Raw genomic sequence first — 22,854 nt, 5'->3', positions numbered from 1 at the left:
CCCTCCGTCGTCGATGGTGAGGCGGCTCGGGACCAGGAAGACTGGCCTCGAGCGCCCACCTCGGACGTTAGGAGTCTTGGGCGGTCGATTCGTAGCCTGTTGACCGATGTTGGCGAAGTTCGCCCAATGCGCGCTCGATCAGTTGCCGTGCGCGTCTGCCGTAGACGGCCTGGCGGGCATAGTGGTCGAACACCTTCGTGTAAACAGCGACTTCGCTTGGCTGCTCGATGCGGAGGATGGCGGAGTAGGTCTCGATCTCCACCTCGGTGTTATCGGTGATCCAGAACTCGCACACCGGCATGTACTGGCGGACATGAGCGGGCAAGATGCCCAGGCGAACATGTGGGTAGTCCATGATCGTGAGCAGGTGCTGTAGCTGGTTGGCCGCGACCTCGGGTGGGACGACGCCGATCCGAAGGACGTTCTCGCACAGGATCATGTGGAACACCCGAGCCGAACGCAGTAGCGCGCCGCGCTGCATTCGCACTGTGACGGTTTCGGCGACATCGTCGGTGGGATAGCCGGAAACGGCGGCGATGTCGGTCAGGACCGCTGTCGCGTAGTCGGCGGTTTGTGCGGGACCAGGGACGAGAGAGATCGAGAACACGCGATGCCGCTGCGCCTGGCGCTCTTCGTCGAGTACTTGACGCTGATAGCGGGCGGTGCCCGCGCGGTGCAGCCGTCGCAGCTGCACATACATTTTCTCGATTTCGCGCGTGGCGGCGACCAGGTCCGGGAGGAGATCACCGGCGTCGCAGTAGACGCACCACAGTTCGAGATCGCTCACAGTCGGCGTGCGGTGGCCGTTCTCGAACTTCGATATCTTGGTGAAGTGCCACCCGGCGCGAGATGCCAACTCTCGCGCCGAGATTCGCGCATCCAACCTGATCTCCCGAAGCCGGTTGCCGAGGGCTTCGCGCGCCTGCTTGGCACTGCTGCTGGTCACTTCAGGGCGGGACGGTATTCAGTGTGCGGAGTCCCCAACTCCCAGACCGATTCGAATGCTGCGCGGCACCGCGCAACCACGGCCGCATCGTCGGTCTGCTCGTTGCCGAACCATTGGCCGTCACCAGCGAAGTGGTTGAACAGGACCAGACGGTCGTCGAACAGCCAGAAATCGACCGGCGGCAACGACAGGGTGGTGGCGTGGTGGCGGGGGAGCCAACGGACTTGTTCGCCGCCCTCATGGTTTCGGGTGGTGGCCCACTCGTAGTGGATGTAGTCCGACACCGGCTCCGAGACGACCCGTGCGCGGCGCATATCCACACCACGGCAGGTCATTTCGCGGGTCATATCGAGCCATGGGGCCCACCACTCCCGGTCTTGGGCCTCGTTGAGCTGGCCGGACCTCCACGCAGAGATTCGCTCGACTTCATCGGGAACGGCGTACACGTCCCGCAACTCTAGATGCAGCGCGGATGTAGTGCAGGACGCGTACTGCGCCGACCATTGTGCGTCAGTCAGCAACTCCATTCGGCTCCTTCGGCAGAAACGTGACCAGAGACTTCGGAACCCGAACCACAATCTCGCCGTCCGGAACTTCCAACTGTTTCAACAGGTCTGGATCATTGACCGGATAGCCCTGCCAGATGTAGTCGTCATCGAGTTCGTACAACCGCGGTGAACCATTCTTCCCACTGCTACCGCCCAGGAACCGCAACCCCATGTCCCCCAACCCTTCCGATGCTTGTTGTCGAATGTTGACTCGCTGAGTATGCACCGCGACTCCGCTCAATGCTGGGCAATGCGGGATTGTGCTATACCGCCATTGCCGCTCACGGCACCGTCGCGGCGGTCGCGAACATGCGAGAGCCCGATCCGGAAGGGATGGAAAACCGATTCAGCCGGAACCGTCGAGATCCCACACCTGTTGCTCGGTTTCGCGCTCCCAGACACGTTCGTCGGGGCGCCGATGACCGACACCGGCCGCGGCACCTTCACTCTCGAAGGGACGCCGGTCACCGACCGGACATACTCAGGGGACTGGACATCTACGACGACGAAACATGCATCGAGGTTCCGAAGGCAGAAAGGATGTTCTACGGTGCAACTCGTGCAGGATGAGGCGTTCAACCGCCTATTCCACTCCTGCCAGCGGGAGGCGTTTCACCTGGAAGTTCAGGACACCTACGAGACTCCAGAGGAGTTCGAGCCGTTCCGGAAGTTCCTTCAGGACGAACCCGACGACTATGCATGGTTCCGACCGTGGCTCGACCACGTGCGGGACGTGACCAGTCGCGGTGTGGCCGTGAACCGTGCCCGCGTGGTGACCGAACCTCACACCGAGTACACGCGCTTCGCGAAGGCAGTGGCACGGTTCAACGCTGAAGCCGGCGAGGACGTTCGCTACCTGCCGCGGCACTTGATCGACTCGGCCGAGCTGACCGTGGATGACTGGTGGTTGTTCGATGACGCGGTGCTGGCTTACACGCTCTTCGAGCCGTTAGGCCGTTGGGTCGGTGGCGCAGTCACGACCGATCCTCGGCTGGTCGAGTACTGCCGAGCCGTGAAAGAGCGTGTCTGGGCGCTCGCTACCCCTCTCGCGGACTACTCCAACCAGTGAGTGATCCGCTTCACCAACTGCGCGAAGCTCTCGGAGGCCGACTTAGGGAGCTTCGCCTCAACTCGGGGCTCACCGGCACGGAACTCGCCCACCTCGCAGGCTGGCACCAAACCAAGGTGTCAAAGATCGAGTATGGGAAGACCAAACCGACCGATGGCGATATTTCGCACCTGGTGCGCGCCTACAAACTCCGTGCACCAGGTGCGCCCTCGAACGGCGAGCCAAGCCCGGCTGACGCCGACGCTCCTCGGACACTGTGAATGTCAGGGTGACTTCGGTCATCGCACGCGCGAGGCTTGATCATCACCAGAACCGCGACGGCTTCGCTGAGTGTAGTGTGCGACCCGGCTCAGGCGGACCGACGGAACTGCCGGATCGGCCTGCTGGTGAGCATGCGTGCCAGCAATCCGGCGAAACGCAAGTGGCCCAACGCCTCTCGTTTCGTGAATGCGACCGACCACACGGTTTCGGTGCCCGCCGCGGGCAGCGGACGCTGGTCGAATCGATCCGCCAGCCAGTTCATGGTGGCGGGTGCGCCGATGAACAGCAGCGGCATATGCAGGCTCAGGCGGTCGCGCAGGTAGCGCACGTGCGCACCGCGGATCGCATATCGGGCCACGTGCTGGTCTACATCGGCGACGGCGATGAGTTCGTCATTGACACCCTGGATGACGAGCAGCGGCATGGCGGGTGCCTGCACACCGGGCCGGATATCGTCCAGGATCTGCTGCAGGTCGGGTTCGGCGAGTAGTTCGGCGAAGGTGCGGTGGCTGTAGTTGTCGATGTTCTTGCCCATCAACCGGAACAGCAAATGCAGTGTGGTGCGCGATTCGGCATCCGCGAGTATCTCCAGGAATTCGGATTCGAGATGTGTGCGCAGGATGCGATCCAGATCGGTGTAGGCCCGCCGCAGCCCTGCCACGGCCATCGTCGAGAAGGCCGCGAAGAAGGTGCCGTTCAATCGCGCGAAGGCCGAGCCGAGATCGCCGACCGGCGAACCGGCGACCGCACCGACGATATCGAGCTCCGGTGCGTATTCGGCGGCCAACTCCGCGGTCCAGGCGGTGGCGAGTCCGCCGCCCGAATAACCCCACAGCGCAACGGGAGTCGAATCGGTCAAGCCGAGCGGGGCGAAAGTCAGACTCGCCCGGATCGCGTCGAGGGACCGATAGCCGGGTTCGCGCGGCACCCCGAAATGTCCGGCCATCCCGCCGTGGTCCGGAACCGATACCGCCCAGCCCTGAGCCAGTGCGTACGCGATGACCGGCAGTTCGACCTGCGGAATCGAGCCGAGAGCCCGTGCGCCGCGGCGCAGTGCGTAGGAGGGCAGGCACTTGGAACTGACGCCGTCGATGGCGCATTGGAACGAGACCAGCGGCCGCGGCTGATGCGGATCGGCGCCCCACGGCAGCAGGACCGTCGTTGCGGCCGTCTCCGCACCGCCGTGCAGGTTGCTGGTCCGGTAGAGCAGCTGCCAGGCCGAAACCTTTTGTGGCACACGCCCGAACAGTGCCAGTTCGACCCTGCGGGTGCGCAGCACGGTGCCGGGGGCGAAGCGTGCGAATCCGGCGGGCGGGTGATAGAACCGATCCAGCTCCGGCGGCAGTGCCCGCTCCGATGGGAATATTTCGACAAGCGGACGCGCCGGGCCCATCCCGGTGTCGGCAGGCACGGTCATTCCTGTACATCCTTTCGAACGGCACACCGGCACGGTGTTTATTTGAAATGACGCCGGAATCCTGGTTATCAAGGTAGCAACGGCGGTGACGGAAATTAATTGTCCCGAAACACAATTGAGTCGGGTCTTTTTCTCCGGTGGATGGTGTTGACGGTGACCGGCGTCACCAGGTAGCGCGCGGAACGCGCTGGTGAGCACGGTCATTCGAGCCATGTTGTCACTGCACCCGGGAGAGAAGAATCCGCGGAAAGTTTGTGTTCGAAGACAACCGGCCGGTGGTTACGAGATTTATTGGTAAATGGCATTGTTGGGTACCGTGCAAGTCATGCCCGTTGCCCTACCCCCGTTGTCCGGAGACGCACCGATAATCGCCCGACTGGTCCGTCGGTTACCCGAAATCGCCGAACGCATGCTCGCTGCGGGCCTCGGATCGACGCCACCGGCCGCCGATCTGCCGGACGGGCATTTCACCGATGAGGTGCTGCCCGCGATCGCCGGATGCGGCCGCGCCTTCCTGCGCGCGCTGCAGGAGCAACGCACGTTCACCGGGGCCGAGGTGGTCGAGTTCGTCGGCCCGGTGGCCGAGCGGCATGCCGAGGACCGCATCCCGCTCGGACTGCTGATGCATGCGGTGCACGGCTCGGGTCAGGCGATCCTGCAGGAGGCGGCGGCGGTGGCCGCACCCGAGGATATGAACGATCTGATCGCCTTCGGTGGTCGACTGCTCGACCTGCTGCGGGATATCAATGTCGCGGTGGTCGAGGCGTATACCGATGTCGAGCAGTCGATCTATCACGCCGAACGCGAGGCGCGCCGGGCACTGTGTTCGGCCCTGTTGCGCGGCCAGCCCGCCGAGGAACTGGCCGCACGCGCGGATGTCGTTCTCGCGGAACGCTATACGGTGCTCGCCATCCACATCCGCCCGGACGACCATCCGATCGTGGTCGCCGATCTGCTCACCCGCCGCCGCATCCGGGTGCTGCAGCGGGCATTGGACGGGATCGCCGGAACCAAGGCACTGAGCACCTTCGACGGCACGACCGGAATCGCCCTGCTGCCGAGCGGATCCGACTCCGCGGAGTACCAGCGGCTGGCCGCCGACCTCACCGAACAGTTCGGTGTCGATGTGTTCCTCGCCGAACGCCGCGCGGTGGAACGGGATCTGCTTCCGCACGCGGTCCAGGAGGCATCCGATCTGGCCGAACTTGCCCGGCTGCTCAACCGGCCGAGCGGGCTGTACGACCTCGACGATCTGCTGCTCGAGTATCAGCTCACCCGCCCTGGTCCGGCCCGGGATCGCCTGGCCGACCGCATTGCGCCACTGCTATTGCGCCAGCACCTGTTCGAGGCCCTGGATGCGCACCTGCGGCACGGATCCGATCGCAAGGCGGCCGCCGCCGAGGTGCACGTGCACCCCAATACCTTCAGCTACCGGCTCAAGCGCATTGCCGAACTCACCGGCATCGATCCGAGTGAGCCCAATGGCTCCCGGCTGCTCGCCGCGGCGCTCACGGTGCACCGCTTCTATCCGGTGGCCGAGGCGGCGGAGGTCGTCGAGGTGGACTGATTTCACGAATCCTTAATGCGCCCGGTGCGACCGTGGGCGCATGGCGAGCAGTGTCGTGGACGATGAGCGGGCGCTGATCGCGCATGTGCTGCGGCGCACCACCTTCGGGCCGTTTCCCGGACAGACCGAACGGTGGGTCGGCCGAGATATCGGCGCGGTGGTCGAGGCCGTGCTCACCGCACAGCCGATGGCGCCGGGCACGCCGGAGTTGTCCGATGACGACGCGGATGCGGGCAATGGGCCCATCGAGCGCTGGTTGACGGTGCTGGCCGACCCGGCGGCGGGACTGCACGAGAAGCTGGTGTGGTTCTGGCACGGGCATCTGACCACCAGTTACGACAAGGTCGGGCAGTGGCGGTTGCTGTGGCGCCAGCATCTGCTGCTGCGCAGGCATGCCCTCGGCAATTTCCGGACGTTGCTGCACGAGATCACCAGGGATCCGGCCATGCTGGTCTATCTCGACGGCGCTGGCTCGCGCGCGGATGCCCCGAACGAGAACTTCGGGCGCGAGCTGCTGGAGTTGTTCGCGCTGGGGCGCGGCAATTACACCCAGGGCGATGTGCGCGCGGCCGCGATCGCATTGGCGGGCATGGATATCGATGACGACGGGGATGTGGTCATCGATTCCGATGCGGTCAATCATGAGCCGCGAGAGTTGCTCGGCCGGAAGGTATTCGGAGCGCATGATGTGGTCGATGCGGTCTGCGAACAGCCTGCCTGTGCGCCGTTCCTGGTGACCGAGCTGTTCCGGTTCCTGTGCGGCGCGGATCCCGAGCCCGCGACGCTGCATCGACTGGCGGATGTTTTCGTCAACAGCGGCTTGGAGATTCGGCCGCTGGTGACCGAAATCCTCTACAGTTCAGAATTTCTCGACTCGCGCTCGGCTCGACCGCGCTATCCGATCGAATGGGTGACCGCTGCCAGCGCGGTCTTCGGATTCGATGACATCGCCGCGCGCCGGGAGGCGGTCGAGCGGCTCGGCCAGGTGCCGTTCGAACCGCCCAATGTTGCCGGATGGCCCAGCGGTTCGCGATGGTTGTCGCCGAGCCACACCATCGTCCGTGCCGCGCTGGCGATCGAGGCGCCACCGCTGGCGCAGCTGGCCGCTGCCGCCGATCCGGTCACCGCAGCCTTCGAACGCGCGGCCATCTACGACCCGACACCCACCACTCGCGATGCGGTGACGGCCCTGGCCGCCACCCCCGGCCTCGACCCGCGCGCCCGCGCCGCGGCAATTCTGGCCTGCGTCGTCTCGTCACCGGAGTTCACCCTGTCATGATCAGCCTCGACCGCCGCAGGTTTCTGGGTCTCACTGCCGCAGGTACTTTCGCCGCCGTCGGTGGCTACGCGGCATGGCAGCTCGGCACGGAATTCGCACCGGCGCCCACGCCGCTGCGTGCGCCGACGCCGCCGGTGGCCGCCCCACCCGACCAGCGCAGGCTCGTCGTCATCGAAATGGCGGGCGGCAATGACGGGCTGTCGATGGTGGTTCCCTACACCGACGACCGCTACTACGCGCTGCGCCGCAATACCGCCATCGAGGCATCGCGTGTACACCGGATCGACGATCGGCTCGGCCTGCACCCCGAACTCGAACAGGTGGCGCTCGGTGGCGCTGCGGTCCTCGCCGGTGTCGGCACCGCCGCGCCCGATCTCTCGCACTTCGAAATGCTGCAGCGCTGGTGGACCGGGGATCCCGCGGGCACGCTACGGCCGACCACCGGCTTCCTCGGTCGACTCTGCGATGTCGTGGGCGATCCGGCCGCGCCCGCCGTTGGGGTATCGCTCGGCGGCGGGCCCTCGCCCGCGCTGAGCGCCGAACGGTGCACCACGCTGTCGATGGATCCCGATACCGGTGGCGCCTTTCCGATGCCCGACGATCCGGCCCTGGCGGCGGCCTGGCTCGCGGCCCAGCACGCAATGAATCATCCAGATCGGGGTGCTGGCGCATTGCTCTCGACCGCCCGCGACAGCGCGCGCACCGCACTGCGCTTCGGTGATGTCGCGGCCGCACTGCCCGCCGCGGCGGACGGCTACCCGGACAGCCATCTCGGTTGCCAATTGTCCTTGGCGGCAAGAGTTCTCGCCGACGATCAGCACGGCATCCGCATCGTGCACGTACCGATGGCCGACGACTTCGACACCCATACGGACCACCTGACCCGATACGCGAGCATCATGCGGCAATTCGACGCCGCCATCGGCGCCTTCCGCGCCGATTTGGACCGCCGCGGCCTCGCCTCTCGCGTACTCATCGCGACGCTGAGCGAATTCGGCCGTCGCGTTCCCGATAACGACTCCGGCGGCCTCGATCACGGCGCCGCGTCGACCGCACTGCTATTCGGTCCGGTCCGCCCGGGTGGCCATGGCGAGCAGCCGTCACTGCGCACCCTCGATCGTGACGACAACCTGAAGGCCACCGTCGATATGTCCGAGTTCTACGCGACCATTGCCGAGAGCTGGTTCACCGTTCCGGCCGAACTGGTCCTGCCGGGCCGTCCGAAACCCGTCCCCGGCATCATTGTCGACCGGTGATGTGATCGACTGTGTCGGTGCGGTTGCTGGTGGTCGAGGATGACGCGGGGCTGGCCAGGGTGCTGGTGCGTGGCCTGCGCGAGGAGGGCCATGCGGTCGACCACGCCCCGACCCTGGCCGAGGCCGACGATCTGTGCTCCTATAACGACTACGCGCTGGTCGTCCTCGATCTCGGCCTCCCCGACGGTGACGGGCTGAGCCTGTGCCGCCAGCTCAAGGCCGACGGCCGCACCCGGGTACTCGTGCTGACCGCGCGCGGCAGTGCCACCGATCGCGTGACCGGTCTGGATACCGGTGCGGACGACTATGTCACCAAACCCTTCGACTTCGGTGAGCTCGCCGCCCGGGTGCGCGCGGTGCTGCGCAGGCCGGTGACACGGGGCGGTTCGCTACTGCGGGTCGGCGATCTGAAACTGGATATGGCAACCCATCGGGTATGGCGGGCCGAGGTGCTGATTCCATTGACCGCCAAGGAATTCGCGGTAGTGCAGTATCTGATGCAGCAGTCGGGGCAGACGGTCAGCCGTACCGAATTGCTGGAGCAGGTCTGGGATCTGCACTACGAGGGCACCTCGAATGTGGTCGATGTCTACGTCTCGACGCTGCGCCGCAAGCTGGATCTGCCGACCGCGCGGACCCGCCTGGATACCGTGCGCGGTGTCGGCTTCCACCTGTATGCCGAGGAATGACGATGTATCTCAGGCGATTTCGCATCCGGCTCACCCTCGCCACCGCACTATCGGCGCTGTTGCTGGTCGGTGCCGGTGCGGTCTATCTGGCGGCTGTGCTCGCCGACCGCAGCCAGGCCGAGGCGCGGGTGGTCGCCACCGAACAGGTCGCGGATATCGCGGCCCAGCCCGATCCGGCGAAGGCCCCCGACTGGTTGCGCGAGAATGCCTGGGTGGTCGACACGGCAGGTGTGACCGCCCCGCTCGGTGAGGTCTATGTCGGTGCGCCGGTACAGGATCTGGCCGAGCAGGCGCGCGATCCGGACTGGGGCGCCGGTTCGGCATTGCGTGAGGTGTGGAGCGACGATGAGCACTACTTCGCTGCGGCCCGGCTGCGGCCCGACGGCCAAGTGGTGGTGACCGCGACCCCGCTGGACAATACCGACGCCGAAATCGTCAGGCAGCGTTGGTATGTCGCGCTGGTCGCGGTCGGCGTGACCGCCCTGCTGACCGGGCTGACCTGGCTGCTCGCCGGGCGCATGCTGGCACCGGCGGTGCGCGCCCAGCAGTTCCAGCGTGACTTCCTCGCCGATGCCGCCCATGAGCTGCGCACGCCGATCGCGGTCATTCGCGCGACGGCAAGTCAGGCCCTGTCCCGGCCGCGCGAAGCCGAGGAGTACGTGCGCACGCTGACCGAAATCCGCGCGGCCACCGAACGCGCGGGGGAGAGTGTCGTGCAGCTGCTCGACCTCGCCAGACTCGACGCGGGCACGGTCGAACCGGTCCGGATGCCGCTGCGGGTCGACCTGCTCACCGAGGAGATCGTCGCGACTGCCGCGGCCGGCGGTGCCGCGGTCGAGCTGACCAACGCCCGCCCGGCGGTCGTCGACGGCGACGATATTCTGCTGCGCCAGGCCATCGACAATGTCGTGCGCAATGCCATCGCCCGCGCCACCCATGTGCGGGTCGGCGTCGCGACCTATTGCAAGGAGGTCGTGGTGACGGTCACCGATGACGGGCCCGGATTCGATCCCGCCGTATTGCCGCACGTCTTCCGACGCTTCGCGCGTGGCCACGGACAGGGCCACGGACTCGGGCTCGCGCTGGTGCGCTCGATCGTCGCACTGCACGACGGGCGGGCCGAGGCGGTCAACCGGGCCGAGGGCGGCGCGGAGGTCCGGTTGCACCTGCCCCTGAGCGATACCGGCACCGCCTGACCTCTCGCATTCCGATGCCCGATCCGGTGCGGCCGACCAAGGGAACCCGGTGACGCACCAGCGGTATCCGGATCCGCAACACATCCTGGACATCGCCCCGGCGAACGGCCGAACATTCGTGAAATGAACCTGTCGGCGCGGTAAACCGTGAGGTGAGGGAGATACTTGGGCCGGAACTGCCCAGGTGGTCGAGAACACCAGGAGTGCGCCTCATGTCGACGATCAACGGTCTACCCGCCCATGTGCTGCTGGTCCACATCATTGTCGTCTTCGTCCCGCTGACCGCGGTCCTACTGATCATTTCCGCCCTCTGGCCCGCCGCGCGCCGCCGCCTGATCTGGCTGATCACCGCCCTGGCCGCGATCACCGTCGCACTGACCCCCATCACAACCGATGCCGGCGAGTGGCTACAACACAAACTGGGCGGCTCCCCCGCAATCGATAAGCACGCGAACCTCGGCAACACGATGATCTACTTCGCAGTCGGGCTCCTCCTGGTCACGGCCCTACTGATCATCGTCCACCTGCGCGACGAACGCGGAAAACCGGTAGGCCGCACGCTCACCACCCTCGTCGCCGCACTAGCGATCCTCGCAGGCAGTGCAGCCCTGGTACAGACCTACCGAGTCGGCGACTCCGGCGCCCACGCCGTATGGGGCACCCAGTAAAGCCCACCCCGCGAAAATGCGCTGGTGCAGTTCAGCACTCGACATTTACCTGCACCACCGTGACCGCTCTGGGGGGCTCAGCTACGGGTGTTGTTCGGGGGACTGGTCAGGTTGAAGATGCGGGTGGCGTTGTTGGCGAGGAACAGGTCGCTGCATTCGGCGTTCAGGGCGAGGTCGTCGAGGCCTGCCAGTGCTTGTTCGGGCGCGATCATGGGGTAGTTGGTGCCGAAGAGGACCTTGGTGCGGCCGTGGGATTTCATGTAGGACACCAGTTCTGGTGGGTATCTGCGGATCGTGTAGGCGGAGGTGTCTATGTAGACGTTCTCGTATTTTGTTGCTACCGCGATCATTTCGGTGGTCCAGGGGTAGCCGATGTGGCCGCCTACGATGACCAGTTCGGGGAAGTCCAGGGCGACGTCGTCGAGGTAGGGGATGGGGCGGCCGGTTTCGGAGGTGCGTAGCGGGCCGGTGTGGCCGACTTGGGTGCAGAACGGGATGCCGAGTTCTACGCATTCGGCGTAGAGCGGGTAGTAGCGGCGGTCGTTCGGGGGCAGACCCCAGAGCCATGGCACGATGCGCAATGCCTTCATACCCAATTCGGTGACCGCGCGGCGCAGTTCGCGGACCGCGACCATCGGCTTGCGGAGGTCGACCGAGGCTACGCCGACCAGTCTGCCGTTGGATTCGGCGACGAAACCGGCCACCTCGTCATTGGAGATGAGCACGCCCTCGGGGCCATACCAGGCGCTGATCAAGGCGGTGTCGACGCCGCCCGCGTCCATGGCCGCCAGCGTGGTCGAGACCGGCGGCGGCTGGGTCGGGATGGTGTCACCGGTCCAGCGGCGCAGTGAGTCCAGCATTTCGTGCTGTAGCAGCCGCACCGTCGGATGCTGGGCCCAAGCATCGATGATCGCCATCACGCCACTGTATGACTCCTCACAGGACGAAGGGGATCAATGCCTTTCGATCGGCGGGATAGTCGGGGAACTTCTCCCGGTACCACTTGTGCGTGGCGAAGGCTCGGGGGACCAGATTGCCCGCGGTGATCAAGAAGATGACCACACCCGCCAGCGACCAGGTGAGCAGTGCGAATCCGGCCCAGGCGATCAGTTCGGCGAGATAGGCGGGGCTGGTGACGAACCGGAAGCCCGCGCCGTGCGGAATCCGATACTCGGTCGCGCCCGGATTGTTCTTATCGCGCAGATTGCGCACGATCGACTCGGAGCGGACCAGCAGCGCGAAGCCGCCGAGGTAGACGACCAGACCGATCAGGAAGCGCGGATCGGTCAGCCAGTCGGTGTCGTACTGGTGCAGGTAGTCGTGGCTGAAGAGGGCGCCGTTGAGGTAGCCGTGCAGCGCGGTGACGAACATGCCCGCGGCGATCACCGATACATTGAAGCTGCTGCGCTTGCCGGGAACCTGGCGGATGGACAGCGGGAAGAACCAGCCGCGGTTGCCGTAGTGCAGCACCCAGATCGCGGCCAGCACCAGTGCGGTCGGTTCGAACCGGTCCGGGCCGGTCAGATAGAACACCGCGAAGACCACCGTCGCCGGAATCTCCATCAACCACCAGCCGAGCTTCGGGTTGAGGTTGAAGCCGATCTCGGTGGTGCCGAAGCGACCGTAGGGACTCTGCGCGAAAAGGCCGCCGACCAGCACGAATGCGGCGAAGGCGAAGGCGATCGTCAGCACGGTGTCGTAGGCGGTATTGCCGGTGTACCAATCCATAGGAGTCCTTGTCGAGCGGGACGCCGGGCAGTTCTGCCGAACCCGCGGCGCCGAAATTAGAACATGTTCTACCATGTGACGCAGCAACTAGGAGGAACTGTCATGCCGCTGGATTCCACCGCCAAGGACCTGCTCACGGCCGTCCAGGCATCGCCGCGCGCGGTGGCGGCACACGATAAAGCGGCCTGGGTCGGCCTGTTCGCCACCGACGCGACCGTCAACGATCCGGTCGGATCGAGCCCGCATATCGGCCGTGTCGCGATCGAACGGTTCTACGACACCTTCATCGGCCCGAATACCATCGCATTCCAGATCGACCACGACTTCGTCGGCCCGTCGACGGTGGTTCGCGACCTGCTGATCCGCACCACCATGTCGACCGGCGCCGTCGTGGCCGTCCCGATGCATCTGCGCTACGACCTCATCGAGGAAGACGGCGTCTGGAAGATCGTCCGGCTGGCCGCGCACTGGGAATTGGCCGCGATGATCGTGCAGTTGCTGCGCACCGGCCTGCCCGGACTGGGTGCGGCGCTGAAGCTGGGCCCACAGCTGATCGCCAACCAGGGCTTCGGCGGCATGCTCGGCATGATGCGGGCGCTGCGCGGGGTCGGGCGCGCGGGCAAACGCACTGCGGCCGAGGTTTTCGCGGCCGCGGCGGCCACCGATATCGCGCGGGTGCGGCGACTGCTCGGCGACCGTGCCGTCATCGAACTGCCCGCCGGCACCAGGATCTCACTGGAGGAGTTCACCAACCGCACCCGAAATATGCAGTGGGACAAGCTGATCGCCGCCGGTCGAACGGTGAGCACCAGCGTCCGACTCGATTCGGCCAACGGCGTCGCCTTCGTCGAATTCGCCACCGATACCCGGCGCATCACCGCGATCCGCATCTACACCCACTCGAGCTGAGACCGCGTCTTACCTGGCCGCGGGCCTGATGAGCCTGCGCACCTGGCTGATCCGCAAGGGCGCGCAGCTGCTGCGGCCGCTACTGGTCACGACGCTAGGCGGCGACCGATCCCTGGGTAGCTGACTCGGTGGGCAGCGCGGGCGCAATGTCGGGCTGCGTGTTCTCGGACCATCCGGGCGGCCCGAAGATGTAGCCGAGACGGCCCTTCCACGTATTCGCGTGGCGCACATCGCTGATCAGTGCGCCGAGTTCGTGATAGTTGATCTTCAGCGGGTTATCGGTGCCGATGTTCTTGGTGAGGCCGTAACGAATGGGTTCGCTCCGCGCGGCGAAACTGCCGAACATGCGGTCCCAGATAATGAAGACGCCGCCGTAGTTCTTGTCGATATAGGGCTGATTCGAACCGTGGTGGATCCGGTGGTGGGCCGGAGTATTGAACAGGAACTCGATCGGGCGCGGCAGGGTATCGATGCGCTGGGTGTGGATGGGGAACTGATAGAGCAGCCCGATGGCCTGCAGCAGGAAGATCATCCACGGCGGCAGACCGATCAAAGCCGCTGGCACCCAGGCGAATCCGCGCAGAACGGCGGCCACCGGATGCACCCATGGCAGGCGGATGGCGGTGGAGAGATTGAAGTGCTCGCTGGAATGGTGGACGCTGTGCGAGGTCCACAGCAGCCGGACCCGATGGTCGGCGCGATGCGCCCAGTAGTAGCAGAAATCGGTGACGACCAGCCCGAGCACCCACACCCACCAGCTGTGCGGCGAAAGGTGCAGCGGCGTGATCGCGGCGGCCAGCACCACCGCCGAGAACGGAATCAGATACTGCGTCACCGGCTTCAGGAATCGGCCGAGCAGATAGGTGGTGATATTGGCGGCCATATCCCGCCCGGTGTGGCCATTGGCCGGGCGATCCGGATCGCGGCGATAGTCGATCCACTCCACGAACATGAGTACCGCGAACGCGGGTATGGCGTAGATGAATAACTGCCCACTGATCACTATGTCTCCTCCGCTCTCTGCACACCGTCACGCTACGGCCGCTGGCCTGCGCAAACATCGCGCTGACGAGGGACCGGCCGTCCCTCGCGCGGGGGATGCGCCGGACCGCGCATGCGGGCAGAGTCGGTCCCGAGGGGTCGGGTGAATGCTGGGTAGGATCGCCCGCGGACGGCTAGAAACCGGACTGCTGGGATGGTGCGAAGGTGGTGGCGAACTGTTGGATGTGAGCAGGTCGCTGGCGCGCCAGTCGCTCGTGGTCGCGGTGGTGGCCGCGGCCATCGATGCTTCGATGCTGGTGCTCAACGGGATCTTCTCGGTGGCACCGTGGCAGGCGAGTGCCGTGCTGATCGGCATCGTCGCGGCGGATCTCGCGCTGGCCGCGCCGCCGCGCACTGCCGGTGTGGTTGCCATTGTCCAGGTGGCGCTGCGGCTGGCCGAGGCCGTGCTGCTGCACCGGCACGGTTTCGCCGCCCGCTTCGCCGATGTCGGATTTCTGGTGGCCGGATATCGGGCCGGAGCCTGGATGACCGGCCCGAAATCGGTGGCGACCGTCATCACCATGTCTACCGGCTGCGCGGCCGCACATCTGCTGGTCGGCAGCAATACCTCGCACGATTGGCGACTCCTGCTGGCGTCGACGGTGTCGGCCGGGGTGGTGCCGTGGTTGGTCGGGCGGTATACGGCGGCACGCGGTGCGTACATCGCCGATCTCGAGCAGCAGGCCAAACTGCGCGAGCAGGAGCAGCGGACCGCGCTCGCCCGGGCGCTCACCGAGGAACGCGCCGCCATTGCCCGGGATCTGCACGATGTGATCTCCCATCACGTCAGCGCCATCGGCATCCACGCCGGTGCGGCCCGAATCGCCATGGCCGACACCGGCAATGCCGCCGCTACCCGCTCGCTGACCGCGGTGGAATCGAGCAGCCGCGCGGCCATGGTCGACCTGCGCCGCCAACTCGACCTGCTGCACGGGCGCGAGGAGGACGGTCAGCGTCAGCCCGGCCTCGCCGATATCGATGACCTGCTGGAACGGGTGCGCGCCGCCGGTTTGGCCGTCGAATACACCGTGCGCGGTGTCGCGGTCGAGCTGCCGGATTCACTGAACCTCACGCTGTATCGCATCGTGCAGGAGATGCTGACCAACGCCCTGCGTCACGGTGACGGCGCACATGCGGAACTACTCGTCGACTACCAGCCGAACCGAGTGGTGCTGGAGACGGTCAACCCACTCGCCGCGACCGCCGACGTCGATGACGCGACCGCGCACCGCGGCCTCGGCGGAATCCGTCAGCGCGCCGAGTTATTCGGCGGCGAACTGGAATTCGGCCCGGACCAGGCCCAAACCCGGTGGCACATCCGGGTCTGCCTACCGATCGGAGGAGCGTGAACGCACCGGTGCGCGTGCTGATCGCCGACGACCACAGCATGTTCCGCTCCGGACTGCGCGCCGTGGTCGACAGTCAGGCCGATCTCGAATGTATCGCCGAGGTCGGCGACGGCCGCGATGCGATCGCCGAAACCGCCCGGCTGCGACCGGATGTCGCGATTCTGGATGTGCGGATGCCGAAGTTGGACGGGCTCGCGGCCACCGCGGCCATTGTCGCGGCGGGCGGCACCCGCGTCCTGGTGCTCACCACCTACGACAGCGAGGCCAACCTCTATCGCGCACTCCAAGCGGGGGCCAGCGGATTCCTGCTGAAAAGTCTGCCGCCGGAAGAACTGGTGGCTGCCATTCGCATCGCGGCCCGCGGCGACGCCCTGATCGATCCGTCGATGACGCGACGCCTGATATCGCGCTTCGCTGGCACCCTCGCACCGCCGCGCACCCCGCCGGAGGTGGAACAACTCACCGCGCGGGAGCGAGAGGTGTTGCTGCTCTTGGCCGATGCGCGCAGCAATGCCGAGATTGCGGCGGCCCTCGGGGTCGGCGAGGAAACGGTGAAGACGCATGTATCCCGGATACTCGCGAAGCTCGGTGTGCGCGATCGCATTCACGCGGTCGTCTACGCACACCAGCACGGTCTGGTCGCGCCCACGCACGGCCACTAGTGCGATATGTGGCGGGCGACTACCTGATCGGCACCTCCCTCGAGGCCTGCTCCCGCTCTGGCACCAGTGCCGCCGATGACCTACTGGCCCAACTTATGTGACCGTCATTGCACGCTGTTAACTCGGCGGCCGCTGCGCGCGATACACCTCATGAAGCCCCGGGCCATCCCCTTCGGTCCGGGGCTTCGCTTCGCTCTGCGTCCGTATCCATCGCATGGCACGCTGCATGCATGTTGGAATCGCCGAACCGGACCGGGCAGGGCAGAGTCGCGTCGGGCCTGCGCTTTGCGGTCGAACTCATCGCCTGGATCGCGACACCATGGGCGCTGGCCGGGCATTCGGCGTTGCTCGCGGTGCTCTCGGTGGTGGTGCTGATCGGTCTGCCCACGGTGTTCGCCACGCCGGGGGACAAGAAGCAGATTCTGGTCCCGGTGCCGGGGTGGGTCACGATCGCCCTGGTCGTGCTGCAGGTGGTCGCGGCCGTCATGAGCACCTGGGTGCTCTTGCCGACCTGGCTCGCCGTGCTCGTCCAAGTGCTCGCGGTGCTCACGGTGATCGCGGAGTTGCCGCGCTGGCGCTGGCTCTGGCGCGCCGGCGCACGGCCTATCCAGTGACGGTGACGCGGACGAAGTTGTGGTCCGAGAGACCGTCGACGGCGAGTACCGCCGCATCGGCTACGTTGGCGCCTGCGCATCCGGTCGCCAGCGGCCAGTAGGGTGTTCGCCGTCTGGCAGGATTTCTGGTGCAGGACAGCATAAGTCGTCTCCTGCGCGCGTCCCGCCGGGCAACCGGGCGCACTTCAGTCTCTGGCTCGGCCTGCAGGTGCTGCTGTCCATCGGCGCCAGGAACGCGCCGCCGAATACCGCGACCTGATCGCGCGGCGACTTCCGGCTGCGTCGGGTGGTGGCGACGGCCGGGCCGCATTCAATTGTCGAGGCGGTGCCGAAGGTAGGGAAGGACTAGAACTCGCCGGAGGTCGCGGGATCCGGTAGCGCGCCCTCGGCGGTCCGTAGTCGGTCGGTGAGTGCCGTGAGCAGGTCCATGGACTCCGTGGACAGGCCGAGCGCCAGATGTAAGAGGCGGCGTAGTGGACTACTCATGATCTGATTCGCCAGCAGCAGGTCGTGGTCACTTGATCTGGGCAGGTAGTCGAGATTCACGGCGCGGTTCTCACAATCTGTCAATTGTTCCGGATTACCCGTCGCTACAGCGGTTGCTCGCGCTACAGCAGGTACGGCCGTCGGACCCGATGCGCAGGTCATCCGGTACGAACCACCCCGGCATTGTGACGCACATCGCACAGACTCCTTCGCTGTACCGTGGTCGAATGTTTCGCGGTTCGTCCGGACTCGATCATGGACATTAGCGTCTAATATTCGGGCAACCGGAGACCACCCCTCCGATCGACTCCTACCGAAGGGCAGGACAGTGGCGTTCGCCGATTACCAGAACGAGATCTACTTCGCCGCACTCGGCGGGCACGCCCCGGATTTCCCAATGGACTACGCGACGCTCGAGGCGAAGGCCGCCGCCGCGCTGCCCGCATCGCTGCACTCCTATATCGCGGGCGGTGCCGGTGACGAGCTGACCCAGCGGCGCAATGTCGAGGCGTTCGCGGACTGGGGTGTGGTGCCGCGGATGCTCGTCGGCGCGACACAGCGCGACCTGTCGGTCAGCGCGTGGGGGCTCACCTTCCCGAGTCCGATCTTCATGGCCCCGGTCGGGGTGATCGGGTTGGTCGGGGATAAGCACGGTGATATCGCGGTCGCCGAGGCCGCCGCGAAAACCGGTGTGCCCGCGTTCTTCTCGACGCTGATGGAGGATCCGCTGGAGGAGGTCATCGGGCATGCGGGCAGCACGCCGAGCTTCTTCCAGCTGTACACGCCCAAGGACCGCGACCTCGCCGCGAGTCTGGTGAGCCGGGCCGAGCAGGCCGGATATCGCGGCATCACCGTCACCTTGGACACCTGGGTGCCGGGCTGGCGTCCGCGTGATCTGTCCAGCGGCAACTTTCCGCAGCTGCGCGGGCACGTCTTGAAGAACTACACCGCCGATCCGGTCTTCCAGAAGATGGTCGGTTCGAATGATCCACAGTCCATCGTGCTGCACTGGGTTCAGACCTTCGGCAACCCGCTCACCTGGGACGATCTGGTCTGGCTTCGATCACTGACCGAACTGCCGATCATTCTCAAGGGCATCTCCCATCCCGATGACGCGCGCCGGGCGATCGATGCGGGCGTCGACGGCATCTACTGCTCCAATCACGGTGGGCGCCAAGCCAATGGCGGTCTCAGCGCGCTCGCGACACTGCCCGGGGTGGTCGAAGCCTGTAACGATCGGGTACCGGTGCTGTTCGACTCCGGCGTGCGCTCGGGCACCGATGTGATCAAGGCGCTCGGATTGGGTGCGACCATGGTCGGCATCGGCCGTCCGTACGTGTACGGCCTTGCGCTGGGCGGGGTTTCGGGTCTGGTGCATGTGCTCCGGATGCTGCTGGCGGAGGCCGATCTGCTGATGGCGGTCAACGGGTATCCGGATATCGCCGCGGTCCGGGAGAATATTCGGCCGAGCCGCTGAATCACGGCGTCATCAGGCAGACCAGGAAACGGGTCAGTACCTCGGTGATCCCGGCCAGGTCGGTGCGCGGATCTCCGGTAGTCCACTGCTGCACCAGGGCGAGCAGCGCACCGAGATATCCGGTCACGGCGGCATCGAACCCACCGGGCGGTACGAAGTCCGGTCCCAGCGCCCGCCGGATCTGGTCTTCGAAGAGTGCCGTCCACAGCTTGCGCTGCTCGAGCCTGCGCCGCTCGACCCGCTCGCTGACGCCGACGACCTCGATATGTGCGATCCGGGCCCGGCGCGGGTCGCGACCGATCGACTCCGCATAGGCCCGCACCGCCGCCTGGGCCCGGCCGACCGGATCATCCGGTGCGGCCGCGGCCGTCGCGGCGGTGACCGCCTGCCTGGTTTCGACCTGGATCATGTCGTAGACCGCGATCAGCAGATCCTCGCGATTGTCGAAGTGCTCGTAGAACTGGCTGCGCGCCAACCCGGCCGCCCGGCACAGCGCGGTGATCGAACTGCCCTGATATCCGTGCTCGCCGAATACCGCCACTCCGGCGGCCAGGAATTCCGCGCGCCGCTGCGCCCGCCGGTCCGCGACGGGTCGTCCGTCGTACATCCGCGGTGGTGGGCCAGCAGTCACCCGAGGACAATATCGGTCCCGCGCCCGCCGGGGCGCGGCTGCGGTGTGCGGCTCACGACGAGTGCCACTACCGTGGGGCGGCGAATCCGGACCCGATCGCTGGGAGATGAGCGTGCCATTGTCGACGATCGAGACTGCGGCGCTGCCGTCCGCGGTAACCACCGCGCCGCAGCGCCGCACCATCCCCACCCCGGCCTTCCTGGCAATCTCGGTGCTCGGCACGGCAGCCGGTATCTGCTATCTCGTGCAGGTTCTCGATACGCCGCAGGTGATGATGCATCTGATGGACCTCAGCGTCTACCAGATCGCCGGGAACCGAGTGGTCGACGGCGTTTCCGTCTACGACACCCCACTGCTCGGCCACACCCGCGGCGTCTGGGAGTTCGTCTACACACCGTTCGCCGCACTGCTGTTCGTGCCGCTGGTCGATCTGCATGGCGATCTGTACACCTATATCGGCGCATTGGGGAACTTCGCGATGCTGACCGGATCGGTCTGGGCCGCATTGTCGATGCTCGGCTACCGGCGCGACCGGCGGCTGGTGCTGGTGGGTCTGCCGATCACCGGATTGTTGATGTGGTGCGAGCCGGTGCGCGAAACCATGGCCTTCGGGCAGATCAATATCTTCCTGCTGTTGCTGGTGCTCGCGGATATGGCGCTGCCCGATTCGTCGCGTTGGAAAGGCGTGCTGACCGGGATCGCGGCCGGAATCAAACTGACTCCCGCATTCTTCGTGCTCTATCTACTGATCACCCGCAGGTACCGCGCCGCGGTGACCGCGATCGGCGCATGCGTCGCGACTGTTCTCATCGGCCTCGCAGCCATGCCCAAGGATTCGCTGACATTCTGGAGCGGCGCCTTTGCCGATCCCACTCGCGTCGGCGTACCGGAGAACCCGCGCAACGAATCGCTGCGCGGCCTGCTCGCCCGCACCATCGGCGTCGAGGGCACGCACCAATTGCTGTGGCTGGCAGGTGCTTTCGCCATCGCCGCAGGCTGCCTGCTGCTGGCGCGGCGGCTGTCGCTGACCGGCTACGAACTGCCCGCCGTCGTACTGTGCGGACTCACCACCACCGCGGTATCCCCGTACAGCTGGGTACATCACTGGGTCTGGCTCGCACCATTGCTGGTGTACCTGGCCGACCTGGCATTGCGCCGGGGCGGGGTGGCCGCACCGCTCGGATTTCTGGTGGCGCTGGCGGCCGCATCGGGCGGTTTGATCTCGCTCTTCGATCCCACGGTGGTCAGCATCTTCGACTATCCCCCGGGCAGCCACCTCACCGTGTTCTTCCACAACGGCTACATCTGGCTGACACTTGCGCTGTTCGCGGCGGCCGCGGTGAAGTTGCGTCGCTCGGTGGACCAGCCGGTCGAAGATCGCGTCACAACGGTCCGCTGACCCGCCCTGGCGTGCGGTGCCGCACTCCTCGCCGGGTCCGCGGAAACCCGCGCGCGAGCCGAGCTCAGCGCAGCCGGAATGTGCTGGTAGCCATGCAGTCGCTAAGACGCGCGTGGCGACCGCAATCGCACCGTGGTCGCAGATGCGGCTCCTACCGTAGACCCGGACGCAACGGCGTCAATGGGGTCAAAGCGGGCATGTTGGTGATCGGATAGGCGCATAATCCGGACAAGGCTGCTCGGCGATCGGAAGGTGGCGACGGCCGTGACCACAACTCAGTTGGAAGTTGTTCGGCCCTATCCGCGGCGGGTCGGGCCCAAGGGCTCCTATTTCTGGAAAATGATCACGACCACCGATCCGAAGGTGCTCGGGGTCATGTACTTGACCACCGCGATGACCTACTTCTTCATCGGTGGTCTCATCGCGCTGCTGATGCGCGGTGAACTGGCCCGCCCCGGCATGCAGTTCCTCTCGCCCGAGCAGTTCAACCAGCTGTTCACCATGCACGGCACGATCATGCTGCTGTTCTATGCAACGCCGATTCTGTTCGGCTTCGCCAATTGCGTCCTACCGCTGCAGATCGGGGCGCCGGATGTGGCCTTTCCCCGGCTCAACGCGCTCAGCTACTGGCTGTATCTATTCGGCGCGACAATCGCCACGGCGGGCTTCGTCACCCCCGGCGGCGCGGCCGACTTCGGCTGGACCGGCTACGTCCCGCTGAGCAACATCGTGCACGCGCCGGGCGCGGGGGCGGACTTGTGGATCATGGGCCTCGCGGTTTCCGGCGTCGGCACCATCCTCGGCGGCGTCAACATGATTACCACGGTGATCTGCCTGCGGTGTCCGGGCATGACCATGTTCCGGATGCCCATCTTCACCTGGAACATCCTGGTCACCAGCATCCTCATCCTGCTCGCCTTTCCGATTCTGACCGCGGCGCTGATGGCGTTGGCCTTCGATCGGCATCTGGGCGGGCATATCTACGATCCGGGCACCGGCGGAGCCCTGTTGTGGCAGCACCTGTTCTGGTTCTTCGGACACCCCGAGGTGTATATCGTCGCGCTGCCGTTCTTCGGGATCGTCACCGAAATCTTCCCGGTGTTCAGTCGCAAGCCGCTGTTCGGCTACACCACCCTGGTGTACGCGACGCTGTCCATCGGTGCGCTGTCGATGGCGGTGTGGGCGCATCACATGTACGCCACCGGAGCTGTACTGCTGCCGTACTTCTCGTTCATGACCTTCCTGATCGCGGTCCCGACCGGTGTGAAGTTCTTCAACTGGATCGGCACCATGTGGCGCGGGCAGTTGACCTTCGAAACGCCCATGCTGTTCTCGGTCGGCTTCCTGGTGACCTTCCTGTTCGGTGGTCTGTCCGGTGTTGTCCTGGCCAGCCCGCCGCTCGATTTCCATGTCACCGATAGCTATTTCGTGGTCGCGCACTTCCACTATGTGCTCTTCGGCACCATCGTGTTCGCGACATTCGCTGGCATCTATTTCTGGTTCCCCAAGATGACCGGCAGGCTGCTCGATGAACGACTCGGCAAGTGGCACTTCTGGACCACGCTGGTCGGCTTCCACACCACCTTCCTGGTGCAGCACTGGCTGGGTGCGGAGGGTATGCCGCGTCGTTATGCCGACTACCTGCCCAGCGACGGATTCACC

24 protein-coding genes are annotated in these 22,854 nt (G+C 65.8%); 15 read left to right on the top strand and 9 right to left on the bottom strand.

The annotated features are described in order from the left end of the window. Window positions 1–67: 67 nt before the first annotated feature. Genes ABZW16_RS19755 through ABZW16_RS19745 form a run of 3 tightly spaced genes read right to left on the bottom strand, consistent with a single transcriptional unit; the run spans window position 68 to window position 1,720 of the window. Window positions 68–946 carry a helix-turn-helix transcriptional regulator gene (locus tag ABZW16_RS19755; RefSeq protein WP_354957375.1) on the bottom strand — a complete coding sequence of 293 codons (879 nt, stop codon included), beginning with the start codon at window positions 944–946 and terminating at the stop codon, window positions 68–70. Further along, window positions 943–1,473, bottom strand: coding sequence for a DUF6879 family protein (locus tag ABZW16_RS19750; protein ID WP_354957374.1), 531 nt, complete (start codon window positions 1,471–1,473; stop codon window positions 943–945). Before ABZW16_RS19750 ends, ABZW16_RS19755 begins: the two co-directional genes overlap by 4 nt. Further along, on the bottom strand, window positions 1,457–1,720 hold the full coding sequence (locus ABZW16_RS19745) for a hypothetical protein (protein ID WP_354957373.1): 264 nt from the start codon (window positions 1,718–1,720) through the stop codon (window positions 1,457–1,459). Before ABZW16_RS19745 ends, ABZW16_RS19750 begins: the two co-directional genes overlap by 17 nt. Window positions 1,721–2,044: 324 nt before the next feature. Here ABZW16_RS19745 and ABZW16_RS19740 point away from each other — a divergent pair, with 324 nt between their 5' ends. Both ABZW16_RS19740 and ABZW16_RS19735 read left to right on the top strand, forming a co-directional pair. After that, window positions 2,045–2,563, top strand: a complete 519-nt coding sequence (locus ABZW16_RS19740; protein ID WP_354957372.1) for a DUF6879 family protein — start codon at window positions 2,045–2,047, stop codon at window positions 2,561–2,563. Then, entirely contained in the window at window positions 2,560–2,823 is a 264-nt protein-coding gene (locus ABZW16_RS19735) for a helix-turn-helix transcriptional regulator (RefSeq protein WP_354957371.1), read from the top strand. Before ABZW16_RS19740 ends, ABZW16_RS19735 begins: the two co-directional genes overlap by 4 nt. Window positions 2,824–2,912: 89 nt before the next feature. On the opposite strand, the gene ABZW16_RS19730 is transcribed toward ABZW16_RS19735, so the two are convergent. Beyond that, window positions 2,913–4,241: a lipase family protein gene (locus ABZW16_RS19730; protein ID WP_354957370.1), complete on the bottom strand. Its 1,329-nt coding sequence runs from the start codon at window positions 4,239–4,241 to the stop codon at window positions 2,913–2,915. A gap of 325 nt (window positions 4,242–4,566) precedes the next feature. Here ABZW16_RS19730 and ABZW16_RS19725 point away from each other — a divergent pair, with 325 nt between their 5' ends. From ABZW16_RS19725 to ABZW16_RS19700, 6 genes are all read left to right on the top strand, one after another. Further along, window positions 4,567–5,808: a helix-turn-helix domain-containing protein gene (locus ABZW16_RS19725; protein ID WP_354957369.1), complete on the top strand. Its 1,242-nt coding sequence runs from the start codon at window positions 4,567–4,569 to the stop codon at window positions 5,806–5,808. 40 nt (window positions 5,809–5,848) lie between these two features. After that, a complete protein-coding gene (locus ABZW16_RS19720) occupies window positions 5,849–7,087 on the top strand; it encodes a DUF1800 family protein (RefSeq protein ID WP_354957368.1) in 1,239 nt (412 codons plus the stop codon). Then, complete coding sequence (locus ABZW16_RS19715) at window positions 7,084–8,343, top strand: DUF1501 domain-containing protein (protein WP_354957367.1); 1,260 nt, start codon at window positions 7,084–7,086, stop codon at window positions 8,341–8,343. The genes ABZW16_RS19720 and ABZW16_RS19715 overlap by 4 nt, the downstream gene beginning before the upstream one ends. An 11-nt stretch (window positions 8,344–8,354) precedes the next feature. Beyond that, entirely contained in the window at window positions 8,355–9,032 is a 678-nt protein-coding gene (locus tag ABZW16_RS19710) for a response regulator transcription factor (protein ID WP_354957366.1), read from the top strand. 2 nt (window positions 9,033–9,034) lie between these two features. Continuing rightward, the gene (locus ABZW16_RS19705; protein WP_354957365.1) at window positions 9,035–10,228 is read left to right on the top strand and encodes a HAMP domain-containing sensor histidine kinase; all 1,194 of its coding nucleotides are present in this window, start codon (window positions 9,035–9,037) and stop codon (window positions 10,226–10,228) included. 212 nt (window positions 10,229–10,440) lie between these two features. Continuing rightward, window positions 10,441–10,896 carry a DUF2231 domain-containing protein gene (locus tag ABZW16_RS19700; RefSeq protein WP_354957364.1) on the top strand — a complete coding sequence of 152 codons (456 nt, stop codon included), beginning with the start codon at window positions 10,441–10,443 and terminating at the stop codon, window positions 10,894–10,896. Between the two features lie 77 nt (window positions 10,897–10,973). Here the strand turns inward: ABZW16_RS19700 and ABZW16_RS19695 are convergent, their stop codons facing one another. Beyond that, window positions 10,974–11,813: an amidohydrolase family protein gene (locus ABZW16_RS19695; RefSeq protein WP_354957363.1), complete on the bottom strand. Its 840-nt coding sequence runs from the start codon at window positions 11,811–11,813 to the stop codon at window positions 10,974–10,976. A gap of 19 nt (window positions 11,814–11,832) precedes the next feature. Then, window positions 11,833–12,624 carry a 3-oxo-5-alpha-steroid 4-dehydrogenase gene (locus ABZW16_RS19690; RefSeq protein WP_354957362.1) on the bottom strand — a complete coding sequence of 264 codons (792 nt, stop codon included), beginning with the start codon at window positions 12,622–12,624 and terminating at the stop codon, window positions 11,833–11,835. Window positions 12,625–12,726: 102 nt separating this feature from the next. Between ABZW16_RS19690 and ABZW16_RS19685 the strand changes: the two genes are divergently transcribed. Then, window positions 12,727–13,533: a nuclear transport factor 2 family protein gene (locus tag ABZW16_RS19685; RefSeq protein WP_354957361.1), complete on the top strand. Its 807-nt coding sequence runs from the start codon at window positions 12,727–12,729 to the stop codon at window positions 13,531–13,533. 94 nt (window positions 13,534–13,627) lie between these two features. On the opposite strand, the gene ABZW16_RS19680 is transcribed toward ABZW16_RS19685, so the two are convergent. Next, on the bottom strand, window positions 13,628–14,536 hold the full coding sequence (locus tag ABZW16_RS19680; RefSeq protein ID WP_354957360.1) for a sterol desaturase family protein: 909 nt from the start codon (window positions 14,534–14,536) through the stop codon (window positions 13,628–13,630). 145 nt (window positions 14,537–14,681) lie between these two features. On the opposite strand from ABZW16_RS19680, the gene ABZW16_RS19675 reads away from it, so the two are divergent. From ABZW16_RS19675 to ABZW16_RS19665, 3 genes are all read left to right on the top strand, one after another. Further along, window positions 14,682–15,923 (top strand): histidine kinase, encoded by a 1,242-nt coding sequence (locus tag ABZW16_RS19675; protein ID WP_354957359.1) that lies wholly within the window; start codon window positions 14,682–14,684, stop codon window positions 15,921–15,923. Beyond that, a complete protein-coding gene (locus tag ABZW16_RS19670; protein WP_354957358.1) occupies window positions 15,920–16,585 on the top strand; it encodes a response regulator transcription factor in 666 nt (221 codons plus the stop codon). Before ABZW16_RS19675 ends, ABZW16_RS19670 begins: the two co-directional genes overlap by 4 nt. A 230-nt stretch (window positions 16,586–16,815) precedes the next feature. Further along, window positions 16,816–17,199 (top strand): hypothetical protein, encoded by a 384-nt coding sequence (locus ABZW16_RS19665; RefSeq protein WP_354957357.1) that lies wholly within the window; start codon window positions 16,816–16,818, stop codon window positions 17,197–17,199. Window positions 17,200–17,544: 345 nt separating this feature from the next. Here the strand turns inward: ABZW16_RS19665 and ABZW16_RS19660 are convergent, their stop codons facing one another. Beyond that, entirely contained in the window at window positions 17,545–17,745 is a 201-nt protein-coding gene (locus ABZW16_RS19660; protein WP_354957356.1) for a hypothetical protein, read from the bottom strand. Window positions 17,746–18,013: 268 nt separating this feature from the next. Here ABZW16_RS19660 and ABZW16_RS19655 point away from each other — a divergent pair, with 268 nt between their 5' ends. After that, window positions 18,014–19,162, top strand: coding sequence for an alpha-hydroxy-acid oxidizing protein (locus tag ABZW16_RS19655; RefSeq protein WP_354957355.1), 1,149 nt, complete (start codon window positions 18,014–18,016; stop codon window positions 19,160–19,162). A 1-nt stretch (window position 19,163) separates the two neighbouring features. Here ABZW16_RS19655 and ABZW16_RS19650 read toward each other — a convergent pair whose 3' ends face one another. Then, window positions 19,164–19,793, bottom strand: a complete 630-nt coding sequence (locus ABZW16_RS19650; protein WP_354957354.1) for a TetR/AcrR family transcriptional regulator — start codon at window positions 19,791–19,793, stop codon at window positions 19,164–19,166. A gap of 112 nt (window positions 19,794–19,905) precedes the next feature. Here ABZW16_RS19650 and ABZW16_RS19645 point away from each other — a divergent pair, with 112 nt between their 5' ends. Together ABZW16_RS19645 and ABZW16_RS19640 are read left to right on the top strand one after the other, a co-directional pair. After that, window positions 19,906–21,192, top strand: coding sequence for a glycosyltransferase 87 family protein (locus ABZW16_RS19645; protein ID WP_354957353.1), 1,287 nt, complete (start codon window positions 19,906–19,908; stop codon window positions 21,190–21,192). A 264-nt stretch (window positions 21,193–21,456) separates the two neighbouring features. Next, window positions 21,457–22,854 (top strand): cbb3-type cytochrome c oxidase subunit I (locus ABZW16_RS19640; protein ID WP_354957352.1); only part of this gene is annotated, 1,398 nt, incomplete at its 3' end.

Origin of the sequence: Nocardia sp. NPDC004604 (assembly GCF_040609795.1) — a bacterium.
In the GTDB taxonomy this organism is placed as follows: domain Bacteria; phylum Actinomycetota; class Actinomycetes; order Mycobacteriales; family Mycobacteriaceae; genus Nocardia.
Note: the sequence above shows the minus strand (reverse complement) of the source record. Positions and strands in the feature narration are given on the sequence as shown.

Bases quoted from the DNA above. Each gene is read 5' to 3' on its own strand.
- ABZW16_RS19665 (WP_354957357.1), top strand. From the start codon at position 16,816: ATGTTGGAATCGCCGAACCGGACCGGGCAGGGCAGAGTCGCGTCGGGC.
- ABZW16_RS19685 (WP_354957361.1), top strand. From the start codon at position 12,727: ATGCCGCTGGATTCCACCGCCAAGGACCTGCTCACGGCCGTCCAGGCA.
- ABZW16_RS19705 (WP_354957365.1), top strand. From the start codon at position 9,035: ATGTATCTCAGGCGATTTCGCATCCGGCTCACCCTCGCCACCGCACTA.
- ABZW16_RS19730 (WP_354957370.1), bottom strand. From the start codon at position 4,241: ATGACCGTGCCTGCCGACACCGGGATGGGCCCGGCGCGTCCGCTTGTC.
- ABZW16_RS19720 (WP_354957368.1), top strand. From the start codon at position 5,849: ATGGCGAGCAGTGTCGTGGACGATGAGCGGGCGCTGATCGCGCATGTG.
- ABZW16_RS19695 (WP_354957363.1), bottom strand. From the start codon at position 11,813: ATGGCGATCATCGATGCTTGGGCCCAGCATCCGACGGTGCGGCTGCTA.
- ABZW16_RS19675 (WP_354957359.1), top strand. From the start codon at position 14,682: ATGCTGGGTAGGATCGCCCGCGGACGGCTAGAAACCGGACTGCTGGGA.
- ABZW16_RS19690 (WP_354957362.1), bottom strand. From the start codon at position 12,624: ATGGATTGGTACACCGGCAATACCGCCTACGACACCGTGCTGACGATC.
- ABZW16_RS19725 (WP_354957369.1), top strand. From the start codon at position 4,567: ATGCCCGTTGCCCTACCCCCGTTGTCCGGAGACGCACCGATAATCGCC.
- ABZW16_RS19715 (WP_354957367.1), top strand. From the start codon at position 7,084: ATGATCAGCCTCGACCGCCGCAGGTTTCTGGGTCTCACTGCCGCAGGT.
- ABZW16_RS19700 (WP_354957364.1), top strand. From the start codon at position 10,441: ATGTCGACGATCAACGGTCTACCCGCCCATGTGCTGCTGGTCCACATC.
- ABZW16_RS19750 (WP_354957374.1), bottom strand. From the start codon at position 1,473: ATGGAGTTGCTGACTGACGCACAATGGTCGGCGCAGTACGCGTCCTGC.